The sequence below is a fragment of the Clostridium mucosae genome, assembly GCF_024622765.1.
Lineage (GTDB): Bacteria > Bacillota > Clostridia > Clostridiales > Clostridiaceae > Clostridium.
This window is the reverse complement of record NZ_JANKAF010000001.1, coordinates 352245-375769: the sequence shown is the minus strand read 5'-3', so window position 1 is coordinate 375769 and position 23525 is coordinate 352245. Positions and strand designations below refer to the sequence as shown.

Annotated in this window: 21 protein-coding genes; 6 read left to right on the top strand and 15 right to left on the bottom strand. The window is 26.5% G+C overall.

The window, feature by feature from the left end:
- Positions 1-376 precede the first annotated feature (376 nt).
- The 3 genes from NSA50_RS01895 to NSA50_RS01885 all read right to left on the bottom strand — a co-directional run bounded on the left by NSA50_RS01895 (position 377) and on the right by NSA50_RS01885 (position 4686).
- Positions 377-2311 carry an ABC transporter ATP-binding protein gene (locus tag NSA50_RS01895; RefSeq protein WP_195430799.1) on the bottom strand — a complete coding sequence of 645 codons (1935 nt, stop codon included), beginning with the start codon at positions 2309-2311 and terminating at the stop codon, positions 377-379.
- Entirely contained in the window at positions 2298-4037 is a 1740-nt protein-coding gene (locus NSA50_RS01890; protein WP_257442491.1) for an ABC transporter ATP-binding protein, read from the bottom strand. Before NSA50_RS01890 ends, NSA50_RS01895 begins: the two co-directional genes overlap by 14 nt.
- A 217-nt stretch (positions 4038-4254) precedes the next feature.
- Positions 4255-4686, bottom strand: a complete 432-nt coding sequence (locus NSA50_RS01885; RefSeq protein ID WP_195266837.1) for a MarR family winged helix-turn-helix transcriptional regulator — start codon at positions 4684-4686, stop codon at positions 4255-4257.
- A gap of 712 nt (positions 4687-5398) precedes the next feature.
- Between NSA50_RS01885 and NSA50_RS01880 the strand changes: the two genes are divergently transcribed.
- Positions 5399-5635 (top strand): helix-turn-helix transcriptional regulator, encoded by a 237-nt coding sequence (locus NSA50_RS01880; RefSeq protein WP_195264607.1) that lies wholly within the window; start codon positions 5399-5401, stop codon positions 5633-5635.
- A complete protein-coding gene (gene def, locus NSA50_RS01875; RefSeq protein ID WP_257442486.1) occupies positions 5636-6088 on the top strand; it encodes a peptide deformylase in 453 nt (150 codons plus the stop codon).
- A 299-nt stretch (positions 6089-6387) separates the two neighbouring features.
- On the opposite strand, the gene hydA is transcribed toward def, so the two are convergent.
- The gene (gene hydA / locus NSA50_RS01870) at positions 6388-7773 is read right to left on the bottom strand and encodes a dihydropyrimidinase (protein WP_257442484.1); all 1386 of its coding nucleotides are present in this window, start codon (positions 7771-7773) and stop codon (positions 6388-6390) included.
- Positions 7774-8085: 312 nt separating this feature from the next.
- On the bottom strand, positions 8086-9030 hold the full coding sequence (locus tag NSA50_RS01865; protein ID WP_195430805.1) for a DUF7916 family protein: 945 nt from the start codon (positions 9028-9030) through the stop codon (positions 8086-8088).
- A gap of 158 nt (positions 9031-9188) precedes the next feature.
- On the opposite strand from NSA50_RS01865, the gene NSA50_RS01860 reads away from it, so the two are divergent.
- Complete coding sequence (locus tag NSA50_RS01860; RefSeq protein WP_257442482.1) at positions 9189-10862, top strand: DUF2207 domain-containing protein; 1674 nt, start codon at positions 9189-9191, stop codon at positions 10860-10862.
- 253 nt (positions 10863-11115) lie between these two features.
- The gene (locus NSA50_RS01855) at positions 11116-12009 is read left to right on the top strand and encodes a DUF1002 domain-containing protein (RefSeq protein ID WP_195264602.1); all 894 of its coding nucleotides are present in this window, start codon (positions 11116-11118) and stop codon (positions 12007-12009) included.
- A gap of 189 nt (positions 12010-12198) precedes the next feature.
- Here NSA50_RS01855 and ybaK read toward each other — a convergent pair whose 3' ends face one another.
- Complete coding sequence (gene ybaK, locus NSA50_RS01850) at positions 12199-12666, bottom strand: Cys-tRNA(Pro) deacylase (RefSeq protein WP_257442479.1); 468 nt, start codon at positions 12664-12666, stop codon at positions 12199-12201.
- Between the two features lie 285 nt (positions 12667-12951).
- On the opposite strand from ybaK, the gene NSA50_RS01845 reads away from it, so the two are divergent.
- The gene (locus tag NSA50_RS01845) at positions 12952-13203 is read left to right on the top strand and encodes a BadF/BadG/BcrA/BcrD ATPase family protein (RefSeq protein ID WP_308463888.1); all 252 of its coding nucleotides are present in this window, start codon (positions 12952-12954) and stop codon (positions 13201-13203) included.
- Positions 13204-13232: 29 nt separating this feature from the next.
- Here NSA50_RS01845 and NSA50_RS01840 read toward each other — a convergent pair whose 3' ends face one another.
- The 3 genes from NSA50_RS01840 to NSA50_RS01830 all read right to left on the bottom strand — a co-directional run bounded on the left by NSA50_RS01840 (position 13233) and on the right by NSA50_RS01830 (position 16838).
- Positions 13233-15284 (bottom strand): PAS domain-containing sensor histidine kinase, encoded by a 2052-nt coding sequence (locus NSA50_RS01840; protein ID WP_257442478.1) that lies wholly within the window; start codon positions 15282-15284, stop codon positions 13233-13235.
- A 530-nt stretch (positions 15285-15814) separates the two neighbouring features.
- Positions 15815-16681: an SDR family oxidoreductase gene (locus tag NSA50_RS01835; RefSeq protein WP_195264599.1), complete on the bottom strand. Its 867-nt coding sequence runs from the start codon at positions 16679-16681 to the stop codon at positions 15815-15817.
- Complete coding sequence (locus NSA50_RS01830) at positions 16674-16838, bottom strand: hypothetical protein (RefSeq protein ID WP_195430815.1); 165 nt, start codon at positions 16836-16838, stop codon at positions 16674-16676. The genes NSA50_RS01835 and NSA50_RS01830 overlap by 8 nt, the downstream gene beginning before the upstream one ends.
- A gap of 147 nt (positions 16839-16985) precedes the next feature.
- Here NSA50_RS01830 and ilvA point away from each other — a divergent pair, with 147 nt between their 5' ends.
- Entirely contained in the window at positions 16986-18185 is a 1200-nt protein-coding gene (ilvA, locus tag NSA50_RS01825) for a threonine ammonia-lyase (protein ID WP_257442472.1), read from the top strand.
- 165 nt (positions 18186-18350) lie between these two features.
- Here the strand turns inward: ilvA and NSA50_RS01820 are convergent, their stop codons facing one another.
- The 6 genes from NSA50_RS01820 to NSA50_RS01795 form a co-directional block, all read right to left on the bottom strand.
- A complete protein-coding gene (locus tag NSA50_RS01820) occupies positions 18351-18566 on the bottom strand; it encodes a hypothetical protein (protein ID WP_195264596.1) in 216 nt (71 codons plus the stop codon).
- Between the two features lie 153 nt (positions 18567-18719).
- Positions 18720-19904 (bottom strand): M20 metallopeptidase family protein, encoded by a 1185-nt coding sequence (locus tag NSA50_RS01815; protein WP_257442470.1) that lies wholly within the window; start codon positions 19902-19904, stop codon positions 18720-18722.
- A gap of 314 nt (positions 19905-20218) precedes the next feature.
- Positions 20219-20371, bottom strand: coding sequence for a hypothetical protein (locus tag NSA50_RS01810; protein ID WP_195264595.1), 153 nt, complete (start codon positions 20369-20371; stop codon positions 20219-20221).
- Positions 20372-20440: 69 nt separating this feature from the next.
- Positions 20441-20953 (bottom strand): hypothetical protein, encoded by a 513-nt coding sequence (locus NSA50_RS01805; RefSeq protein ID WP_257442467.1) that lies wholly within the window; start codon positions 20951-20953, stop codon positions 20441-20443.
- Between the two features lie 104 nt (positions 20954-21057).
- Positions 21058-21786 (bottom strand): HAD-IB family hydrolase, encoded by a 729-nt coding sequence (locus NSA50_RS01800; protein WP_257442465.1) that lies wholly within the window; start codon positions 21784-21786, stop codon positions 21058-21060.
- Positions 21787-21833: 47 nt separating this feature from the next.
- Positions 21834-23498 (bottom strand): ribonuclease J, encoded by a 1665-nt coding sequence (locus NSA50_RS01795; protein WP_195264592.1) that lies wholly within the window; start codon positions 23496-23498, stop codon positions 21834-21836.
- Between the last annotated feature and the right edge of the window lie 27 nt (positions 23499-23525).

Below are 23525 nucleotides of genomic sequence, written 5' to 3'. Positions count from 1 at the left end.
TGGTTTGTGTTGAAATATATCTATTTCATCAATCATTACAGATTTGCATGCAGGACATTTCATTTTAAATATTTTCTTAAACATTTTTTGTTACCTAATCAAAATTAAAATAATTAATTATTTCTTTTAAGAATCTTCTTCTCTTATTCCTATTTCTATTTTACCGTAAATTTCATAATACTATAATCTTTTGTAAACATCTTATAATTAAAACAATAATTGCCCTAATCTTACGTATATGAGGAAAAAGGCAAAACTAAATATATGAAAAATAAAGTTAATAACTTAACTTATACATCATTATCACTTCTATCCTTATAATTAATTAAAAGACATAATAAAAATCCCAAGTAAATAAATACTTGAGATTTTAAATTTATTGCAGCTCGAAAGCTCCTGTATAAAGTTGATAGTATTTTCCTTTTTGCTCAATTAAATCATCGTGATTTCCACGTTCTATTATTCTTCCTTGTTCAAGAACCATAATTACATCTGAGTTCTTAACTGTAGAAAGTCTATGAGCAATAACGAATACTGTTCTACCATGCATAAGTTTATCCATACCTTCTTGAACTATTGCTTCAGTTCTTGTATCTATACTTGATGTTGCTTCATCTAGTATTAATACTGGAGGATCTGCAATGGCAGCTCTAGCAATTGCTAATAGTTGTCTTTGTCCTTGTGATAAATTAGCTCCATCACCTGTTATCATTGTATCGTAACCTTGTGGTAAATGCTTAATAAATGTATCTGCATTTGCTAGTTTTGCAGCCGCAAATACTTCTTCATCAGTTGCATCTAGCTTACCATATCTAATGTTATCTGCTATTGTTCCTGTAAATAGATGAGTATCTTGAAGAACTATTCCTAGTGATCTTCTTAAATCATCTTTTTTAATTTTATTAATATTGATTCCATCGTATCTGATTTTCCCATCTTGAATATCATAGAATCTATTAATTAAATTAGTTATTGTAGTTTTACCTGCACCTGTTGCTCCAACAAAGGCTACTTTTTGGCCTGGCTTTGCAAATAATTTTATATTATGAAGAATTATTTTCTTTTCATCATATCCAAAGTCTACATCATCAAATACCATATCTCCAAGCATTCTTGTGTAAGTTATTGTACCATCGCCATGAGGATGTTTCCAAGCCCATATTCCTGTACGTTCTTTAACTTCTTCTAATTCTCCATTTTCTTTTACTTTAGCATTAACTAATGTAACATATCCATCATCAGTTTCATGCTTTTCATCTAAAAGTTCAAATATTCTTTCTGCACCAGCTAGTGCCATAATTACTGCATTAAATTGTTGTGACATTTGTGATATTGGTTGATTTAGATTTCTTGTAAGTTGTAAGAATGATGCAAGAGCACCTAATGTAAATCCACCAACTCCTTTTATAGCTAAAATACCACCAGCAATTGCTGTAAGAACATAGTTTATATAACCTAAGTTACCCATAATAGGCATTAAGATATTTGCAAAAGTATTAGCTTTATATGCGCTATCACATAAATTTTCATTTAATTTATCAAAATCAATTTTTGATTCATCTTCATGACAAAAGACTTTAACTACTTTTTGTCCTTCCATCATTTCTTCGATAAATCCATTAACTTTTCCTAAATCTCTTTGTTGCTTTCCAAAGTAAAGTGAACTTTTTCCACCAATTACTTTTATAACTCTAAACATTATAAAAATCATTACTAGTGCAACTATAGTAAGTGGAAGACTTAGAACTATCATTGATATAAATACACTAACTACTGTTATTACAGATGATACTAATTGTGGTAAGCTTTGGCTTATCATTTGTCTTAATGTATCTGTATCATTAGTATATAAGCTCATTACTTCTCCATGAGGATGAGTATCAAAGTACTTTATTGGTAAACCTTCCATATGCTCAAACATGTCATCTCTAATCTTTTTAAGACTTCCTTGAGCAACAACTACCATAATTCTGTTATATAAATAGGTTGAAAATGTTCCTATATAATATATTACTGCCATCATTCCAATTGTCTTTAATAATGGTCCAAAGTTAGGATTTGATTGACCTAAAAATGGTGTTATATAATCATCTATTAAAGTTTTAAGAAATAATGTACTTGCTATAGTTGCAAGTGAACTAATTAATATACAAATTACAACAATTATAAATTGAAATTTATATTCTTTAAAGACATAACCCAAAAGTCTACTTAATGTCTTCATTGGATTTTTGCTTTTTCTTCCAACTGGCATTTTCCCTGGTGCTCCTGGGCCATGGCTTTTTGATCTTTGTCCATTATTTGGCTTCATCTTCACCAGCTCCTTTCACTTGACAATCATATACTTCTTTGTATATTTCATTTGTTTTTAATAACTCTTCGTGAGTTCCAATTCCATCAATTTTACCATCATTTAATACTATTATCTTATCTGCATCTTCAACTGAAGAAATACGTTGTGCAATAATTATTTTTGTAGTATCTGGAATTGATTCTTTAAATGATTTTCTAATTAATGCATCTGTTTTTGTATCAACTGCACTTGTTGAATCATCTAAAATTAATATTTTTGGTTTTTTAAGTAATGCTCTTGCAATACATAATCTTTGCTTTTGTCCACCTGATACATTTGTACCACCTTGTTCAATATAGGTATCATATTTATCAGGGAAGTTTTCTATAAACTCACTAGCTTGTGCTGCATTACACGCCTGTACAATTTCTTCATCAGTAGCATTTTTATTACCCCATCTTAGGTTTTCTTTTATAGTTCCTGAGAAAAGTACGTTCTTTTGAAGAACCATAGAAACTTCATTCCTTAATGTTTCAATATCATAATCTCTAACATCTACTCCACCAATCTTTAATGATCCACTTGTTACGTCATAAAGTCTTGGAATAAGTTGAACAAATGTTGATTTTGCACTTCCTGTTCCACCTATGATTCCAACAGTTTCACCTGATTTTATATTTAAGTTTATATTTTCTAAATTTAAATTATCTTCTTTTTTACTATAACTAAAGTTAACATTATCAAATTCAATAGAACCATCCTTAACTTTATATATAGGATTTTCAGGATTTTTTAAATCACTTTCTTCTTCTAATACTTCAATAATTCTTTCTCCTGATGATTTTGCCATTGTAACCATAACAAATACCATTGACATCATCATAAGACTCATTAAAATATTACCAGCATATGTGAATAAACTCATAAGTTCTCCAGTTGTCATATTATTTGATACTATCATCTTTGCACCAAACCAAGAGAATAACAAGATAATTGTGTACATAGTAAATTGCATTATTGGTGCATTTAAAATTATTATCTTTTCTGCTTTTACAAACATATTATATAAATTTTGTGAAGCCTTATGGAACTTATTAGTTTCATGCTCTTCTCTTACATAAGCTTTAACAACACGAACACCTGTTAAATTTTCTTGAACACTAGCATTTAAATCATCATATTTTCTAAATACCTTTTTAAAAATAGGATGAGCATTTGAAATTACTAAAAATAAAGAAACACCAAGAAATATAATTGCACCTAAGAATATTAAAGACATCTTAGAATTAATATAGAAACTCATTACCATAGCTGCTACAAGCATAAATGGTGCCCTTACTAATGTTCTAATTATCATTAAATATGCATTTTGAACATTTGTTACGTCTGTTGTTAATCTCGTTACAAGTCCTGCTGTGGAATATTTATCTATATTTGAAAAAGAATAATCTTGTATTCTATAAAACATTCCTTTTCTCAAATTTTTAGCAAATCCTGTAGATGCTTTAGCACCAGTTTTTCCAGCTAAAGCCCCAAATGTTAGGGATATGAATGCCATAACTAACATGATTACTCCAAGTACAGTTACATACTTCATATTTCCCTTCTCTACCCCATTATCAATAATCATAGCCATTAATACAGGTATAATTACTTCAAGTATTACTTCAAAAGCAATAAAAACAGGAGTTAAAATTGAATCTTTTTTATACTCCCTAATATAACTAGCTAATTTTTTAATCATACTATTCCTCCTTTTGTTAGATTTCTAACCTTAGTATTAAAAAATCACTCTATTTTTATTAGCTTTCCACCATACCAACAAAATATAATATACATCTTACTTGAATCTTTACTCGATTAAATTTATTACTTTATCTAGTAAGAGAATTTAAATAAAATCTAATATTATAATCATTTAATTTGTTAGGCTTCTAACTAATTAACTAAAAAAAATTGCATTACTCTGCAATCTTCTTACTTAGCCTTTCTAATATATCATTAAACAATTCAAGCTCTTCTTCACTTAATGAATTATAAATTATAGATTCTACAGTTTCAATTTCTTTATATACAGATTTATGAACTTCAGCTCCCTTATCTGTTAATATAATCTTTTTTAACCTAGCATCTTCACAAACGCTTACTCTTTCGATTAATCCATTCTTTTCCATTAAAGAAAGTACACTCGTTACAGAAGAACGTCTAATATCAAATTCTTCTTCTATTGTTTTTTGAAATATGTCTCTCTTAGGTGCTTGATGAAATATATACCCTAGAATTTTTGCTTGCATAGTGCTTATCCCATATTCTAAGGATACTTTACCTATTCTTCTTTTAATTTTATGAGATAGTATATTGATTTTTCTTCCAATGTGTTTTATTTCACTCATTAATTACACCCACACTTTTGTTAGACTTCTAACTAATTATAAAACTATTTATAATTCTTGTCAATCTAGTGGTTTCGATTACACTAAATATTTAATTTTTATATTAATTTAATTAAATATTTATAAAACATCTATTGTAAAATAATGTAATTTGCGTTTTAATTTCAAGGGTATCATATTTCGTTAGTCCCCTGATTTTTTTATATTGTAAATTTAAATACATCTCATGTTAATGTTAATCGAATGGTGAAAAAGTTAAACTGGCTAACAAAGTCGGATTTAAATACATCTCATGTTAATGTTAATCCATTGATTTTAAGCCTTTCATAAATTATACAATCCTAAGGAATCTTTGTAAATACCTCACTTTCCAAACTTTTTACCAACCTTACTTAAATTAAAGAAACTTTATATAAATGACAGCCTAAACAGGCAATATAACTTATTTTTCAAATACTTCATGAAATAATTACTTGGTAAAATACTTAATATGTTTTTTAACACTCAAATAATATCAAGGGGGTCGCGTAACGCGACCACCTTTGCAATCTGAATAATAAGTCTATTTATAATTTATTCAAATGAATATAATACTAAATCATATAAAAATTATTACTACTTTCCACACACTTTATGTAAGGTTAGCTTGACACTCACCTAAAGAAATGCTAAATTAGAAATGTAAGGTAAACATTACAAGGAGTGATATTTGATGAAAAATAAATTAAAACAATTTCGTGAAGATTTGGGGTTAACTCAAGAGCAATTAGGAAAGCTTGTAGGTGTTTCCAGACAAGCAATTAATGCTATTGAAACTGAAAAATTTGAACCATCTATTTGGTTAGCTTATGATATTGCTAAAGTATTTCATAGTAATATAGAAGAAGTTTTTCTTTTTGAGGAAAGTGAAAGGAAATCAAGATCTGAACAAAGTAGAGGTGTTGTTTAAATGGCTTTAAGACAAATTAGATTATTTGACGATGAAATATTAAGAAAAAGAAGTAAAGAGGTTGAAGTTGTTGATGATAAAATAAGACAAATATTAAATGATATGGCTGATACTATGTATAATACAGAAAATGGTGGTGGATTAGCTGCTCCACAAGTTGGTATTTTAAAAAGATTGGTTGTAATAGATATGGGACAAGGGCTTATAAAGCTTGTTAACCCTAAAATAATAAAAAAAGAAGGAACTCAAGAAGTTATTGAAGGTTGCTTAAGTATTCCAAATAAATGGGGAAAACTTAAAAGACCAGCAAAGGTAACAGTTCAAGCATTAAATGAATATGGCAAAAAAATTATTTTAACAGGTACAGGTGATTTAGCAAAATGCTTCTGCCATGAAATAGATCATTTAGATGGTATTCTTTTTACTGATTTTGTTACTGAATATATAAAATAGCATAGTTAAATTTATCAGTAAATAGGTTAAATTTTCACCGATAAACCTACTCCTCCATAATATGTAATATAGTTATTTAATTTAACTATACTATGAGTCTACAGCAATTTATACAGAATTCATTGATTCAATTATTTCAATGCCTCCTAACTCTACTTTACTTCTTCAAATAACTAATAGTTTATTATCTATCCAAATAATTGCTATAAATATATTTTGGTACGAAATTTAAATAAAATAGGAGATATATCTAAAGTCCTATTTATATACACTACACTTTAACTATCTCCTATTTCTTATTATAATCTTTCTTTTATCTCTCTTTTTATAAATCTACCACTACCTTTTTCCCCTATAAAATTATTATCCTTTACTATAATATTTCCCCTTAAAATAGTATAAATAGGATAACCTTTTACTTTGATTCCTTCATAAGCACTGTAATCAACATTTGAATGCAAATCATTTATAGTTAATTCTTTTTCTATAGTTGGATCAATTATAACTATATCTCCATCTGACCCTACTTGTATTGAACCTTTTTTAGGATACAATCCAAAAATTTTAGCAGGATTCGTACAGCAAACTTCAACAAACTTATTAATGTTGATTTTTCCTTTCATTACTCCTTCTGAAAAAATTAATGGTATTCTCTCTTCAATTCCTGGTGCTCCATTAGGACATTTTGTAAAATCATCTTTTCCAAGTTGTTTATCTTTACTAAAGGCAAATGGACAGTGATCTGTTGCTATAGTTTGTATATATCCATCCTTAATTCCCTTCCATAAAGAATTTATATCATCTTCTTTTCTTAAAGGAGGACTCATAATATATTTTAATCCCTCATTATTTTCCAAATCATATTTGCTATCATCTAAAACTAAATATTGAGGACATGTTTCTGCATATATGTTTTGTTCTCTATCTCTTGCCATTTTTATATAGCTCAATCCTAAATTTGAAGATAAATGAACTATATATAAAGGTGCATCACCTGCCATTGATGATAAATTTATCATTCTGTTTACAGCTTCACCTTCTGCTTCTACAGGTCTACTTAAAGGATGATATTTAGGAGCTTTTAAACCATTTTTCACATAATAATCTTTTAATACCTTTATACTACCATGATTTTCACAATGAACAGTTGTAACTCCATTAAGTTCTTTTAATCTATTTAATACTTTTAATACTTCCTCATCATTTACCATATAATCATATGTTAAATAAACTTTAAAGCTTGGTATCCCTTCATCTTTCACTATGCTTTCCATTTCATTAAGTATTTCTTCATTGACATGTTGAATTACTCCATGAAAACTATAATCTATTACTGCATTTTTATCTGCATATCCATGATATACATCTACTTGATGCTTTAAATTACATCCCTTAGGTCCAAAACCCATATGATCAACTATCGTAGTTGTTCCTCCACAAGCTGCTGCAACTGTACCTGTATAAAAATCATCATTTGCTACAGCAATTCCAACATCTAAATTTAAATGCGTATGAACATCTACCCCACCTGGTATTACATATTTCCCCTTAACATCAATTACTTCATTTGCTTCTTTATTGATACAAGTACTAATTTCTTTTATAATGTCATCTTCAATATATATATCACCTTTATATGTTTCACTTGCTGTTACAATTGTCCCATTCTTTATTAGTAATGACATTAGCTTCACTTCACTTTCTTATATTTAAAATAATATATCTTTACATTATTTATTATATATAAGCAATGAATATGCCAAATTATATTTAATTGTAACAACTCATTTTTTAAGTATAATTTAATATCAATTTGAGAATTGATTATCATTTTGATAAAGCATTTTATACCATGATATCTTTAAATAGATCCTACACAATTTAAAATTATATATTATGCATTTCATGCTAAAGCAATTCTATAAAATCATTCAATAAAATAATAAGACATCCCAAAATTTTAATATTATGAGATGCCTATTTTATTAATATTTTTATTATCTTAATATTGATTGAGCCATTCTTCTATAAGTATGTCTAATTCCTCTTATTGTTACTGAAAGAGCCATTATGTTTTCAGGTAATGCTATTCCAAAAGTTCCACAATCTCCAATATGTTGAATATCAGCTCCTGCCATTTTTGAATTTAATGCTATTTGCTCTATTATACTTTTACTTGAACCTTCTTGAGATGTTCCTATTGTAGTCATTGCAAGTGCATCATTTTCATGAATAAGAGAAATTATTTTCTTTGCTAAATCTAAATCATATCCTGGTACTGTTCCTGGAGCTGGTATTAATACAACATCTGCCCCACAATCTATAAAGCCTTTTATAGCATTTTCATCATATATATTTCCACTTCCTGCTCCATGCATTTTTCCTGCTATAATCAAAGTGCTATCACCTAATACTTCCTTAGCAAGTTTTATTCCTTCGCAAATGGTCTTTTCAGTAACACCTGTATTAGGGTTTCCTGTTAATACTATATAATCAAAACCATATTCCTTAACCTTCTCAAGATTTTCTCTATTTAATGTATATCCTCTTTCATAAGTGCTTCCTGCTGGTACAGGTTCTAAATTTACTCCTATCATTCTACCAACTAGCTTTTTAATATTTTTTATATAATCTTTATTATTTAAATTATCTTTAATTTGATCTCCTATTTTAGCTAAGTTATCTATTGAAGAAAGTAAGTTTGTTCCCCCATCTATTCCAAAAATAAAAGGTTTTTCAAAATTAAATGTATTTAAAGTTATCATATCTGCTCCAAAACTTGCAGCAAGCTCTAAATTTGATACTTCTCTTATAAATGGAGTATAACTTATAATAGTCTCTGACATAACAGTTCTACCTTCTGAAGTCTTTATTATCTCCTTAAGAGTATTCTTATTTAAACTTTCGATATCACTTGTTGTTAATTCAAATATTCTTTTCATAAATCTATTCTCCTTTATAGTTATTATGTAAACTATTATATAATACTTTTCTCCTTTTGAAAACGTTAACCGATATGAACATTATTATAATACTATTTAATAATATGGAGAAAATACATATAATATGATATCCTAATATTTACAAGGGGGTATAGATAATGAAAAAACTAATTTTCTTTTTAACCTTATTATTTTCATTAACAATTCCTATTACTGTATTTGCAGATAGTAAGAATTATTCAATTGATAAACTACTTATTAATGCTGAAATACAAAACAATGGGGATGTTTTAGTAAATGATGAATTTACTTATACTTTTAATGGAGATTTTAATGGTATTTACCTAAATCTAAATTTAAATGGATCTAATGGTTATTCTATTAATAATGTAACACTTGAGGATTCTACTGGATCATATAATTTAGAAAACAAAAATGATAAATCAAATAACAGTTACGAAATTATAAATACTGATGGGAAAGTTCAAGTAAAGATTTATTCTAAAAGTAGTAATGAAGAAAAGAAATTTAAAGTTGAGTATTTAATAAGCTCTGCTGCAAAGAAATATGAAGATTTTAGTTCTTTAAATTGGAGCTTTTATACAGCTTCAGCAGATAATCCAGTAAATAATGTTGAACTAAATTTAAAATTAAATTCCGCAAATTTTAATGCAAATAATTTATATTATACTGTTTATGGTGATGGAATTTTTAATGCAGGAACTTCAGAAGATAAAATTAAAATTACTGGTGAAAACTTAACTTCAAATTTTGGTCTTGATTTAAGATTTCAGTCTGATTTTCTTACAATTCCAATTACAACTTTACCAATTGAAAATAATAACTCAAATATTATGGATAATAATATAAATGGATATTTAGAAAAAGATTCTTCTGATATGTTATTACCTATTTTAATTCCTTCTTCATTGATTTTGTTAATAGCTATAATATTTTATCTTGCACACAAGCGTTCAAAAAGAATTTTCAATGAAGCTTTAAATGAATATAGATCAAACTTTATTTTTATACAGGAAGATATGCTTCCATATCCACCTTCTAACACAAGCCCAGCTTTGGTTGCATATTTATATAACAAAAATAATATTAATTGGCCTCTAGTTCCTTCTACATTAATGTATCTTGCAAATAAAGGTTTTTATATTCTAGATAGCACTATATCTGATGGAGATGAACTTATTAATGTAAAATTTAAAAGAATAAAAGAAAGTTCAAAATGTGAATATTCACATTTAAAAGTTTTAATGGATTGGTTTAAAAAATATGAAGATAGTAATAATGAATTTTCTTTTGAATCTATAAAAAAGAAAATTAATAATAGCCAAAAGGCCGCTAAAAAATTTAATAATTCATATTATGATTTTATAAATGAAGTTAAACAAAATGGAAAATCTCATAATTATTATATAAGTATTAAGAATAAAGAAGTATTAAATAATGATGCTTATAATGAATATCTTAAATGGTCTGCTTATAAAAAATACTTATTATCATTAATAAATACTGAAAATATAGATAATATTAAAGAATCTATAATATATGCTCCTGCATTGGGAATAAGTCATTATGATTTAGATATAGATACTCCTAATGGAGATTCCCTTTCTAATAATAATTTTAATCACACTTTTTATAGTTGCTATATGACAAATTTATTTTTATTTAATGAAATACACAATTCAGTAAATGAGAATTATGGAAATGATACAAATTTCAATAATATCATGGATTTTAGCAATAATAGTTTTAATGACTTTTCATCTGGAGGAGATTTTTCAGGTGGCGGAGGCGGAGATTCTGGCGCATTTTAAAATTAAGGAAGTCTATTTAAATTAGACTTCTTTTTATATTAGGCTTATTTTAGTATTAATATTTTATTTTATTAAATTATTATATTCTAGATATAAAGCATTTTATAATTATGATAATGAACTCAACTTAGTTTTATATTTTAATTTTTCATTATCAAATTCTTAAATAAATCTTAAAAGCCTTCTATTTTTCTACTTTCTTTAATAATATTAAAGTAAAGCAATTTTATATATGTAAAAGGAGTTTTTTATTATGAAAAAAAATATACTAAAGCTAATTACAGCATGCACTGTTGCATTTTCCTTATTTAGTTTTACTGTACAAGCCCAAAATAATGAAAGAGTTACTTTTGGTATTGACTTAACAGATGCTCAGGAATCTGAAATGTTAAAAGAATTTGGTGTTAAAGAAAATGAAGTTAGCATAGATAGAATAACTAATGAAGATATTATAAAACAATTAGGTCTTGATCCAAATGATCAATCTAATTATCAAGGTGGCTGTTATTCCTCTTCATATGTTAAGCTTACTAATAATGGTGGAATACACGTAACAGCTAAGAATTTAACAGAAGTCACTCCACTTATGCTTTCGAATGCTCTAGTTACATCTGGAGTAACTAATGCTGAGGTAAAAGCAAGTTCACCTTTCCATGTTACTGGTACTTCTGCATTATCAGGAATATTAAAAGGTTTTGAAGCTGTTAAAGGTGAAGAGTTATCATTAAAAAATAAAAAGACAGCTCAAGAAGAAATAGAAACAACATCAGATCTTGGAGAAGAAATTGGATATGATGAAGCTGCTAAAGTTATTAATGATGTTAAAACAAAAGTTATAAAAGAATCTCCAAAAAATAGTGAAGAAATATCAAAAATAGTTGAAACTGTTACAAATAATTATACAGTTGAAATATCAGATGAGCAAAAAGAGCAAATAAAAGCTTTGATGGCTAATATAAATGACTTAGATATAGATTATGATAATGTTAAAGATACTTTAAAAAATATAGGTAATCAAATTTCAGAAGCACTAAAAAACTCTGGGAAAGATATTCAAGATAGTGGATTCTTTCAAAGACTTTTTGATGCAATAGGTAACTTTTTTTCTAAGTTTCTTGATTGGATAAAAGGATTAGGAAATAATTAAAAACTCCATACTTACTTATTAAACTAAAAGCAATTAAATTTTATAGTATAATATATAAAGTTCCAACCATTTGCCTTAAATTTGGTTGGAGCTTTATAATTTCCTATGTCATATCCTTAATAATAAAGAATTATATATTTCATGAAATTAAATATGGTTAATTTATATTACCACTACAAATAAGACTATTTATACTAAGTCAGCTAACTGAAATCTAATAACTTTTTTAAGCTCATCTAAGCTTAATTCCACTTGATATCCTATTTTACCAGCACTAAAAATAAATGTTTCTAGTTCTTCAACTGATATATCAATTGTTGTAACAAATGATTTCTTCATACCAATAGGTGAACATCCCCCGTGAATATATCCTGTCAATGGTAGTAATTCTTTTGATTTTATCATTTCAATAGATTTTTCACCAACGCTTTTTGCTGCTTTTTTTAAATTCAACTCTTTTTCTACAGGTATTACAAATACATAATAGTTTTTTGATTTACCTACTGTAACAAGAGTTTTAAAAACCTGATTTGGGTCTTGCCCTAAAACGCTAGCAACTTCTACTCCACTTATAGCATCAGTATTTACATAAGAATAACTATTATATTTAATCTTCTTTTTATCCAAAATTCGCATTACATTTGTTTTTTCATCCATTTAGTATCCCTCCAAACAATACAATTATATCACTTTATAAAAACATTACCATTTTAAAACACTATAAGATTATTTAATAAAAATCACTAGTACCTCTAGCTAACTTTCTAAAACATTGTATATCTATAATTATTCTAATTTTATATTGTAATAAATAACGCCTTATTAAATCGTTTTCTAAAATATATTTCCATGCTAAAATATTAATATATAAATGAAATGAATATAACCTAACTTTTCATGTTTAAACTATATTTATCATATATTTAAAATAAACTCTACTTAATATTTATTAACATTAAAAGGGAGATTGAGATTTATGAAATTACAAAAAGAACTGCAAATTTTGCTAGAAGATTAAAATTAGAAAATGATGTATTTTTTACAGGTGGACTTGCAAATTCAAATTCATTTAAAGAAATATTAAGTGATTATTTAGAATTCAAAGTTGTAACTGATGAATTAAGTCAATATGCAGGAGCAATTGGTGCATCAGTTATAGGCTACAAGAAACATAAAAAATTATATACTAAATAAAGATAGCCAAAATTTTGGCTATCTTTATTTTATTCTATATAAATGTTAGAAAACTCCATATCCATGGTTTGAACTAACCTATTATTTATAAGATTCATATCTAATAATTCAGTATCATCTGAAACTACTTTATTAGGAAGGATAATAATAAAAGTACTACCTTTTCCCAATTCACTTGTTAATTCTATTTTTCCGCCCATAGAATTTATAAGCATTCTAACTAAGCATAATCCTATTCCTGTTCCTTCAGACTTTCTTGTTAATTCATTATTCACTTGTCCAAACCGATTAAAAATAATTTCTTGTTTTTCTTTAGGGATACCTACTCCCTCATCTTTAACTTTAATATTAGTATAGCTAGCATCACAATCTAGCTCAACCTTTACAGTCTTACCATTTGGAGTAAATTTAATTGCATTTGATAATAAATTCAATAATATTCTTTCATACTTTTCATCATCAACAGCTATAATTTTTTTATCAATATTACAAGTAAATTCAAGATTAATATCCTTTCTCACAGCAAAACTTCTAACAGATTCAGTAATTGCTTTAGACATACTTACAATATCATAGTTGCGTAAATTTATATTCAAATAGCCAGCATCAGCTCTTGTTATATCTAAAAGATTATTTACAAGCCTTAGCTGTTGTAATGTACTTAGACTTATTTTATCTATATAACTTACAACTTTTTCAGGTAAATCTTTTCTATAAACTAAATTTAATAGTTGAGTCGTAGAACTCATAACTGTTAATGGTGTTCTAAACTCATGTGCAATAAAAGAAAAAAATTCCTCTTGAGTTTTTAATATTTCTTCTAGTTCTTTTTGATGACTTATATTGTCAGTTATGTCTATTCCAACTTTTATAATTTCCTTTATTTCACCATCAACATCAAATATATATTGATAGAAAGTTTCTATATATATATCTTTCCCATTAAGCACCACTTTAATATTACTTCCCCTAATCATAGAACTATTTTTTTGTTCTTTATCTAACATTTCTCTATCATTACTTGGAATTTGTAAAAAGGATGAATAAGTATTCTGATTAGAATATATTATTTCTTCTTTTACTTTTTTATTATAATGTATTACTTTAAAATCTGGATATGAAAATCTACATATAAGTAAATCTAAACTATCTATAATATTAAAAAAATTATCTCTTTGCTTTTTTAAATAATTTTCAACTCTCAATGAATCATTTAAACATCTAATACTAGATATTGCTCCAACCAACTCATTATTTTGATTATATAAAGGATTGCAACTTATATCTGTTTTGATAGTTTTATCAGGTCTTTCACATATAAATCTCATACTTCTTATAATTTCTCCATTCAATGACCGAGAAGATGGTAATTCACTTATATGCAATATATTCCCATTCAAGTCATAGTACTTAGTATGAGCAAGTGTTTGACCTAATACTTTTAACTTATCAGGTTCATAGAAAAAATCTTTAGCTGCTCTATTTAAAAATTCAACTTTCCCCTTTTTATCCAAAAAAATTAACCCGTCGGTTATATTTTCAACTATGTTTTTATATTTAAAAACTTCTTTACTTAATTTAGAATTTTCTTCTTTTAATCTTGTATTTTCCTCCTTTAATTTTAAAATTTCATTTTTTAGATTTTCTTTTTCAATAGCACTTTCTGTTACATTTAAAAGTGTTATTATTAAAAAAATCAGTGAATTTTCTTCCTTTACAGGAGTAATTACACATTTTAAGTAATCTATATCACCATTTTTATTTTTATGAATAAGATCTTGAGACATTTGTATTTTTCCGCTTTCTATAGAATTTTTTAGAAGATTTAATACATTGTCTTTATCATTTATATCCATAATTTCTTGTAGTGACATCTTTAAATATTTTGATTTTTTAATACCTATGCCTTCTAATATATCTGTATAAAACTTATTCGATCTAATTAGCTCTAAATTAGGGAAGCTATAAACACCAGTCCCCGACTTATCATCATTAATCAAGTCATCTAATGAAACTACTCCGCTTAAATCATCTCGTTCTAATTTAGAATCTTTATCACAAAAATTAACTAAATTACCCATATTTTTCACCCTAATCCCATATAAAATATAAAATAAAATTTATTATTTAATAAGCAATATATATAATACCATATTTTACGAATTTTTACCACATTTCACCTTAAAAATGCAAATCCATTCTACATTATAACTTTATACTCCACATCACCTAGAAAATAATTAATAAATATATATTTTATAGTATTGTTATATATTTTTCAATATTTGTATATTTGAATATATTATTCTCTTGATTAACGGTAGAAAACTTAACTCAATTTTTCGTTCTATTCTATTAGAACTTTAATAGTTTTAGTTATTTTCAACAGTTCTAAACCTATACTAAAAAATATAACTTTAATAATAATCTATATTTTAAATCATTTATATTTTTTATTTTGTAAAATTCCCTTTATTTTTTGTTAGTAAAAATATTTAATATATATAAAACTAAAAATAACAAATAAAAGTATACTTAAATAAAATAAGTATACTTTTAAATTAATTTTTATATTTTTATATTTATTAATATAAATGTTTTATGTTTAGCTTTATGAGTTTACAATTTCTCCTCCATTAACATGAATAGTTTCTCCTGTTATGTATGATGCACCATCACTTGCTAAGAAAACATAACTTTCCCCAAGTTCAACTGGCTGAGCTGCTCTTTTCATTGGGCTAGTTGTACCAAAGCTAGCTACATCACTTTCAGCAAATGATGCTGGAATTAATGGTGTCCATACTGGTCCTGGCGCTACAGCATTAACTCTTATCCCTTTATCAGCTAAATTTAATGCTAATGATCTTGTAAATGAAGTTAACGCACCTTTAGTCATTGAATAATCTATTAAAGTCTTATGCCCATGGTAAGCAGTAACTGAAGTAGTATTAATAATACAGTCTCCTTCACTTAAATGTTTTAAAACTTCCTTTGTTATAAAAAATGCTCCAAATACATTAGTTTTAAATGTTCTTTCAAACTGTTCTTTAGTTATCTCTGTTAATGCATTACATACATGTTGTTCAGCAGAATTATTTACTAGTATATTAATTTTATTGAACTTACTTACTACTGAATTAACAGCAGATATACAGAAATTTTCATCACCAACATCACCACTTATTAAAATACATTCTCCATTAATGTCTTCTATAAGCTTTTTAGTTATTTCAGCATCTTGATGTTCATTTAAATAAATTATTGCTATTTTGGCACCTTCTTTAGCAAATGCTATAGCTACAGCTCTACCAATTCCGCTATCTCCACCTGTAATAATTGCTACTTTATCTTTTAACTTATTGCTTCCTTCATTACATGTAACTGACTTAAAAATTGGTTTTGGATTCATATTTTCCTCTATTCCAGGCTGTACACTTTGATGCTGTGCTGGAAACTGTGTAGGATAATTATTATTCATTTGATTTCTCCTTAATACTATAATTATTTTTAAACTTTGCATTAGCCTCTACGCTTTCTAAGTAATTAGTCTTATTAACTATATTCTTTTCGAAGCTTTTTACAGCGTTTCTAGTAAAATTTCCTATATTCATTAAATCGCTATACTCTTCACTCATAATAACTACTCCTTTCTATATGTTAATAATTATATTTTTTATAATTTACTGAAAAAATATACTTTTCTGAATCTTATATTCTTCATATATTTAGCTATCAGTGATATAATATTTTTATTATATAAAATTTACTAGAGGTGGAATCTTATGTATTTAAGGGAAATTGAGAAAACCAGAGAAAAAATTAAAGATGTTATTAACAAAACTCCAATTTTGTATAGTCCTATTTTTTCAAAAATGACAAATTGCTCTGTTTATATGAAATGTGAGAATCTACAGCTTACAGGAGCTTATAAAATAAGAGGCGCACTTAATAAGATTCGTTCTTTAAGTGAAGAAGAAAAAAGCAAAGGTGTTGTTTGCTCTTCTGCTGGTAATCATGCACAGGGTGTTGCATATGCTGCAAGCCTTTTAGGCGTTAAATCTACAATAGTTATGCCAAAAACTACTCCCTATCTAAAGATACAATCTACTAAAGACTTTGGTGGTAATGTAGTTCTTCATGGAAATTGCTATGATGATGCATTTTTAAAAGCTAAAAGTATTGAAGAAAATAATAATTCAGTATTTATACACCCTTTTAATGATATTAATGTAATTTATGGTCAAGGGACAATTGCTTTAGAAATACTAGAAGAAATAAGTGATATTGATATAATCTTATGCCCGATTGGTGGTGGTGGATTAATCAGCGGAATCTCTTTAGCTGCAAAAGAAATTAATCCTTTTATAAAAATTATAGGTGTACAAGCTGAAGGCGCAAATGCCATGGAACAAAGTTTTAAAAATGGTGATTTAATATCTTTAGATTCTGTTAATACTATTGCTGATGGTATTGCTGTTAAATCTCCTGGTGATTTGACATATAAAATAATAAAAGACTATGTTGATGATATTGTTACAGTTTCTGATCAAGAAATAGCTGAAGCATTTTTAATATTATGTGAAAAACATAAATTACTTGCAGAAGCTTCAGGTGCTGCATCTCTTGCAGCATTAAAAAAGTTAAACTATACAGGTAAAAAAATAGCTTGCATAATTAGTGGTGGTAACATTGATATGATTACTATTTCATCTTTAATAAATGATGGTTTAGTTGAAAGAGGTAGATTATTTTGCTTTACTCTTGAACTTCCAGATACACCTGGACAACTTCATGAAATCTCTAGAATGCTTTCAGAATTAAATGCAAATATTGTACAGTTAGAGCATAATCAATTTAAAGCTTCTAATAGATTGAAAAATGTTTTATTAGAAGTGACTATCGAAACTAATGGTATTGAACATATAAATTTAATAAAAGATGCTTTTATTAATAAGGGATTCAAAATAAATCAAATGTATTAATATATTTAATAAAAATTTAATTTCCAAAACAAATTCTATTTTATTAAATAATGACTTTATAACATATTTGAAAAAGGAAAATATCAAATTAATATTATAGATATGGAATAAGTAGATAGTATAAGTACTTATTCCATATCTTTTTTATATACTATATTAATAAAATTATTTTGATAGCATCTGATTAAATATTCCTTTTTTAAAATTTCTTAATTTAGATATATCATGATTTTCAGAATACACCCCAACAAATATTAATGTTAATCCTAATCCCACAGATAATCCTTTTATAAACTCAGGTAATAAATCAGTATAATTTCCTAATAAGAAAACACCATTAAATAATAAACCAAAATTTATATATTTATTAAATTTCTTCATACAACTCCTCTTCTCCCTTTTATTAATGCATATATATTATACAATTCTTACAATTTTCTGTATAAAATAATTTATTATTTTCCTTATATTTAATAATTTATATACACCTTTTTGTTAGTAATTAAATAAAAAATTATTTTTACATAGCGTTATCTATTCTAAAATTAAGTTAATAGCTAAAAATGCAAAAAGATTTACTGCACTTTCTAAAATATCTTCATCAAAATTAAATCTTGGACTATGAAGTGGGTATATTATCTCTTTATCTATATTTTTTGTTCCAACATATATGAATAAAGAAGGTACTCTTGTGCTAAAATAGCAAAAATCTTCTCCTGTCATAGAACCATCCTTTAAAATAGATACTTTATGACTTGTTTTACTTAGTATATTTTTAGCTTTTACTACTAAATTTTCATCATTTATAACTGCTTTTATAGGTTTTGAACATGTTATTGTATATTGGGCTCCTTGGCTTTCTGTTATGCCTTTTGTTATGCTTTCTAGCAAGTTAGTTATTTCAACAACTTTATCATAACTTTCTGCTCTTATTGTTCCTTCAATTATCACTTTGCTAGAAATAACATTATAAGATCCATTTCCTATAAATTTCCCTATTGTTAATACAGCATTACTAAATGGAGATGTTCTTCTACTTATTATTTGTTGAGAAGACATATAAACCTGATTTGCTATAGCTATAGGATCTATAGTCTTATGAGGTTCGGCACCATGTCCACCTCTTCCACTTATCTCGATAATAAACTTATTTGCAGCTGCCATTGCTCTTCCATTTACAATCCCATATTCTCCAGAATTAATTTCTGGCCAAACATGTCCTGCTATTGCATAATCTACTTTAGGGTCTGATATTAGTATATCATTACTTTTTAACAACTCATCAGCTCCACCATAATCTTCTTCTGCTGGTTGAAATAATATCTTTATATTGCCACTAATTTTATCTTTTAGCTTATTTAAAACATATGCCGTTCCAAGCATCCAAGTAACATGACCATCATGTCCACATGCATGCATTATTCCTTTGTTTATTGATTTATAACTACAATTATTTAGTTCGTCTATTGGTAATGCATCCATATCAGCTCTTAATAAGATAGTTTTCCCTGGCTTTTTTCCTCTTATAATTGCTAATACAGCAGTTTTATATATATCATTACTAACTTCTTTAATTCCAAATTCCTTTAGCTTTTTATATATAAATTCACTAGTTTCATATTCCTTTAATGATAGCTCTGGATTAGAATGAAGCCTTCTTCTGATATTAATTAAATCATCTTTTATTTCATCAACAATATTCTTAATTTCTTCTTCCATCAGTCTCCCGCCTAACTAAATATAATCATTATATAATATACATTTCAGTGTATATGGTTGCTATAAAGGTTTTATATTTCCTAAAATATATTATTAATTAATTTGGATTACAGTATTGATTAAGGATTAAGAGTTAAGAATTAATAATTAAATACATCATAACTAATTCAATTGTCAAACAATATTATCATTAACTTATATAATTATTTAGTGCTTAAATTAATGTTTTAAAGTATTTACAGTAATTTAAAAGTAATAGTAAATTACTATAAAAAAAGTAATATCTAATGTTACATTAGATATTACTTTTTTGTTTATTTCATTTTTCTTTTTGCTTTATTAATTTTTTTATATAATTTTGCATTATGAACTATATCCATAAAGTCATCAGCCATTTCTAATAATAAATTGCCTTTTTTCTTAGCTCCTTTAAGATTTCTCTTAACTTTTCTCATTAGTTTGCTCATGTTTAACACCTCCTAAGGTTGTACTTTACATTTATAGTTTCCCCTTAAGAGTAAATTTTATTATAGAAATTAAACTATTGTAGTTATTATAGTATTTACAAAATCTTCCTTTTTAGAATTTAAATACTCTCCATAATAATCATTATTTATATCAACATTCATTGCAATTATGCTAGATAATATAAAGCTATCTATATCTATAGAGTATCTAACTTCAATTTCATTTTTAATACTTCTAAATTCTTCAATTCCACCATCTTTTCTATATTTTCTAATTAAAGAATCTAAATAAGTGTTATATTCCTTTATCTTATAAACTATTTTTTGAACGTATTTCTTTTTAGTTTTTATATAATTTTTTTCATATTCTAACTTTATTTTAAGTAAGTCTGAAATCGAATATTTTTTTTCTAGTACTTCTATATATGCATATTCATTTTGGAAAGAACTTTGTAATATAAGAAGTGCTAATTCATTATCACTTTTTATAGTTTCTAAAAGTTCTTTTCCTCCCACTATTTCAATAGCTTTTCTAAGCTGTTTTATTTTTTCTTCTAACATCTTATTATTAATAGTTAACATACCATTCTCCTTAAATAAATAACTTTTCCTTCGTAATTCATTAATTATTATATAACCTAAGGAGTTTATTGTCTATTATATTATTAACCTCATTATATTAACTTTTATAAAATATTTATGCAATTTATATCTAAGTTATAAGTTACATCCTTACGCTCCACAATTACCTTTATCTTTTCTCTTATTTCTTTATCTTCCATAACTTTATCTAAAAGTTCTTTTGTAGGATTTATTGCATATGGTATTCCTACAGAGTTGAACATAGTTATGTCTCCAGATGTATCTCCATATGCATAACTTTTGCTTAAATCAATATTATATTTTGCTTGTAATTCATTAATAGCATTTAATTTGCTTTCATGATCCCACATAGGAATTACTTCACCACTATATTTATTATCACCATCTAATTTATAGATTGTTCCTCTATAATCATCCATGTTATATTTCTTGGACATTTCTCTTACTAATTCGCTTGGAGATCCTGATATTGCAATAACTATATGCCCTTGTTCCTTATGCCACTTTATTCTTTCTCTACTAAAGGTATATACTCTATCTCCTTTTTGCTCTATAACCTTTTTAGCTATATAATCTATGTGATATTTATCTATACCTTTTATTGCTTCAACATAAACATCTACCATCTTTAAAAGATAAGTGTCATAATCACCTTGCCTTTTATCCCATTTTATATATGAAGGTCTTACGTCTTTATACCATTTATTTTCACTTACTAGTTCATATTTTATTATTTTTTTAAATACTTCTGTAATTAAACCTTCTCTATATATAGTCCCATCAATATCAAAAAATGCTGCTACGTTTTTCATAAAACCCCTCCTATTTACTTTTTACTATCTATTATATATTAAATTTTTTAAATTTCCATAATTATTGGTATAATTGTTGGTCTTCTTTTTGTTTTATCATAAATATATCTCTCTAAAGCTTTCTTTACATTTGTTTTCATTAAATACCATTCTAAAATTTTGTCATCTAAACAATTTTGCAGTTCATCAGCTGCAATCTTCTTTAATTCTTTAATTAATTCTTCTGACTCTTTTACGTATACAAAACCTCTTGTTATTATATCTGGACCTGCTATAATGCTATAACTTTCTTTTTCTATAGTAACCACCATATTAACTAATCCATCTTGTGCTAAATGCTTTCTGTCTCTTAATACTAATGATCCTACATCGCCAACTCCTAATCCATCAACTAAAACAGTACCTGTAGTTACTTTTCCAGATATTCTGGCACCTTCATTACTTATTTCTAATACTTCTCCACGTTCTACTACAAATACATCTTTAGAATCCATCCCTAGACTTATTGCTAAATCTTTATGATGCTTTAAATGTCTGTATTCACCATGAACTGGCATAAAGTATTTTGGTTTTATTAATCTATGCATTAGTTTTAACTCTTCTCTGTATGCATGACCTGATACATGAACTTCTTCTAAATCTTCATAAATAACATCTGCACCTTTTTTAAATAATTGATTTATAACTTTTGAAATTAATTTATCATTACCTGGTATTGGTGATGCCGAAATTATAAACAAGTCATCCCTTTCAATTCTTATTTTCCTATGAGTTCCAAATGCTATTCTTGCAAGTGCTGCCATTGGTTCACCCTGACTACCTGTTGTAATTATAGTTATTCTTTCGTTAGAATAATTATTTATATCATCTATTTCAATTAACATTCCTTCTGGTATATGAAGATATCCAAGCTCAAAAGCTACTTTTGATATACTTTCCATACTTCTTCCTGAAAATGCTACTCTTCTATTATTTTCTATAGAAGCATTAATTATTTGTTGCATTCTATGTATATTGGATGCAAATGTTGCTACAATTATCCTCCCCCTTGCCCCTCTAAAAATTCTGTTAAAAGTATTACCAATTGATTTTTCTGACATTGTATGCCCAGATCTCTCAACATTGGTACTATCAGCCATTAATAAAATAACTCCCTTTTTTCCTATACTTGAAATTCTATCTATATCTATAACTTTATCATCTATAGGTGTTAAGTCTATTTTAAAATCACCAGTATGAAATATAACCCCAAGAGGAGTACTTATAGCTAAACAACAAGATTCAGCTATACTATGAGTACTTTGTATAAACTCGATACTTATATTTTCTAAATCAACTTTTGAACCAGGGTCTACACTAATTAAATTGCTAGTTTCTATTAAATCATGTTCTATTAGTTTATTTTTAATAATTGCTAATGCTAATTTTGTTCCATATATAGGTACATTTAATTGTTTTAATATATATGGAATTGATCCAATATGATCTTCGTGCCCATGAGTAATAAAAAAGCCTTTTACCTTGTCTTTGTTTTGTATTAAATATGTTATGTCTGGAATTATTAAATCTACTCCATACATTTCTTCGTCCGGAAAAGCCACTCCACAATCTACTACTATTATTTCATTTCCAACTTCTATCGCTGTAATATTTTTTCCTATTTCTCCTACTCCACCTAAAGGAATAATTTTAACAGATAAATCATCATTCATTGAAAAAACCTCCTATTCTATTAAGAA

Excerpts from the sequence above, each read along its gene's own strand:
- NSA50_RS01895 (WP_195430799.1), bottom strand. The coding sequence starts at position 2,311 with ATGAAGCCAAATAATGGACAAAGATCAAAAAGCCATGGCCCAGGAGCA.
- NSA50_RS01890 (WP_257442491.1), bottom strand. The coding sequence starts at position 4,037 with ATGATTAAAAAATTAGCTAGTTATATTAGGGAGTATAAAAAAGATTCA.
- NSA50_RS01885 (WP_195266837.1), bottom strand. The coding sequence starts at position 4,686 with ATGAGTGAAATAAAACACATTGGAAGAAAAATCAATATACTATCTCAT.
- NSA50_RS01880 (WP_195264607.1), top strand. The coding sequence starts at position 5,399 with ATGAAAAATAAATTAAAACAATTTCGTGAAGATTTGGGGTTAACTCAA.
- def (WP_257442486.1), top strand. The coding sequence starts at position 5,636 with ATGGCTTTAAGACAAATTAGATTATTTGACGATGAAATATTAAGAAAA.
- hydA (WP_257442484.1), bottom strand. The coding sequence starts at position 7,773 with ATGTCATTACTAATAAAGAATGGGACAATTGTAACAGCAAGTGAAACA.
- NSA50_RS01865 (WP_195430805.1), bottom strand. The coding sequence starts at position 9,030 with ATGAAAAGAATATTTGAATTAACAACAAGTGATATCGAAAGTTTAAAT.
- NSA50_RS01860 (WP_257442482.1), top strand. The coding sequence starts at position 9,189 with ATGAAAAAACTAATTTTCTTTTTAACCTTATTATTTTCATTAACAATT.
- NSA50_RS01855 (WP_195264602.1), top strand. The coding sequence starts at position 11,116 with ATGAAAAAAAATATACTAAAGCTAATTACAGCATGCACTGTTGCATTT.
- ybaK (WP_257442479.1), bottom strand. The coding sequence starts at position 12,666 with ATGGATGAAAAAACAAATGTAATGCGAATTTTGGATAAAAAGAAGATT.
- NSA50_RS01840 (WP_257442478.1), bottom strand. The coding sequence starts at position 15,284 with ATGGGTAATTTAGTTAATTTTTGTGATAAAGATTCTAAATTAGAACGA.
- NSA50_RS01835 (WP_195264599.1), bottom strand. The coding sequence starts at position 16,681 with ATGAATAATAATTATCCTACACAGTTTCCAGCACAGCATCAAAGTGTA.
- NSA50_RS01830 (WP_195430815.1), bottom strand. The coding sequence starts at position 16,838 with ATGAGTGAAGAGTATAGCGATTTAATGAATATAGGAAATTTTACTAGA.
- ilvA (WP_257442472.1), top strand. The coding sequence starts at position 16,986 with ATGTATTTAAGGGAAATTGAGAAAACCAGAGAAAAAATTAAAGATGTT.
- NSA50_RS01820 (WP_195264596.1), bottom strand. The coding sequence starts at position 18,566 with ATGAAGAAATTTAATAAATATATAAATTTTGGTTTATTATTTAATGGT.
- NSA50_RS01815 (WP_257442470.1), bottom strand. The coding sequence starts at position 19,904 with ATGGAAGAAGAAATTAAGAATATTGTTGATGAAATAAAAGATGATTTA.
- NSA50_RS01810 (WP_195264595.1), bottom strand. The coding sequence starts at position 20,371 with ATGAGCAAACTAATGAGAAAAGTTAAGAGAAATCTTAAAGGAGCTAAG.
- NSA50_RS01805 (WP_257442467.1), bottom strand. The coding sequence starts at position 20,953 with ATGTTAACTATTAATAATAAGATGTTAGAAGAAAAAATAAAACAGCTT.
- NSA50_RS01800 (WP_257442465.1), bottom strand. The coding sequence starts at position 21,786 with ATGAAAAACGTAGCAGCATTTTTTGATATTGATGGGACTATATATAGA.
- NSA50_RS01795 (WP_195264592.1), bottom strand. The coding sequence starts at position 23,498 with ATGAATGATGATTTATCTGTTAAAATTATTCCTTTAGGTGGAGTAGGA.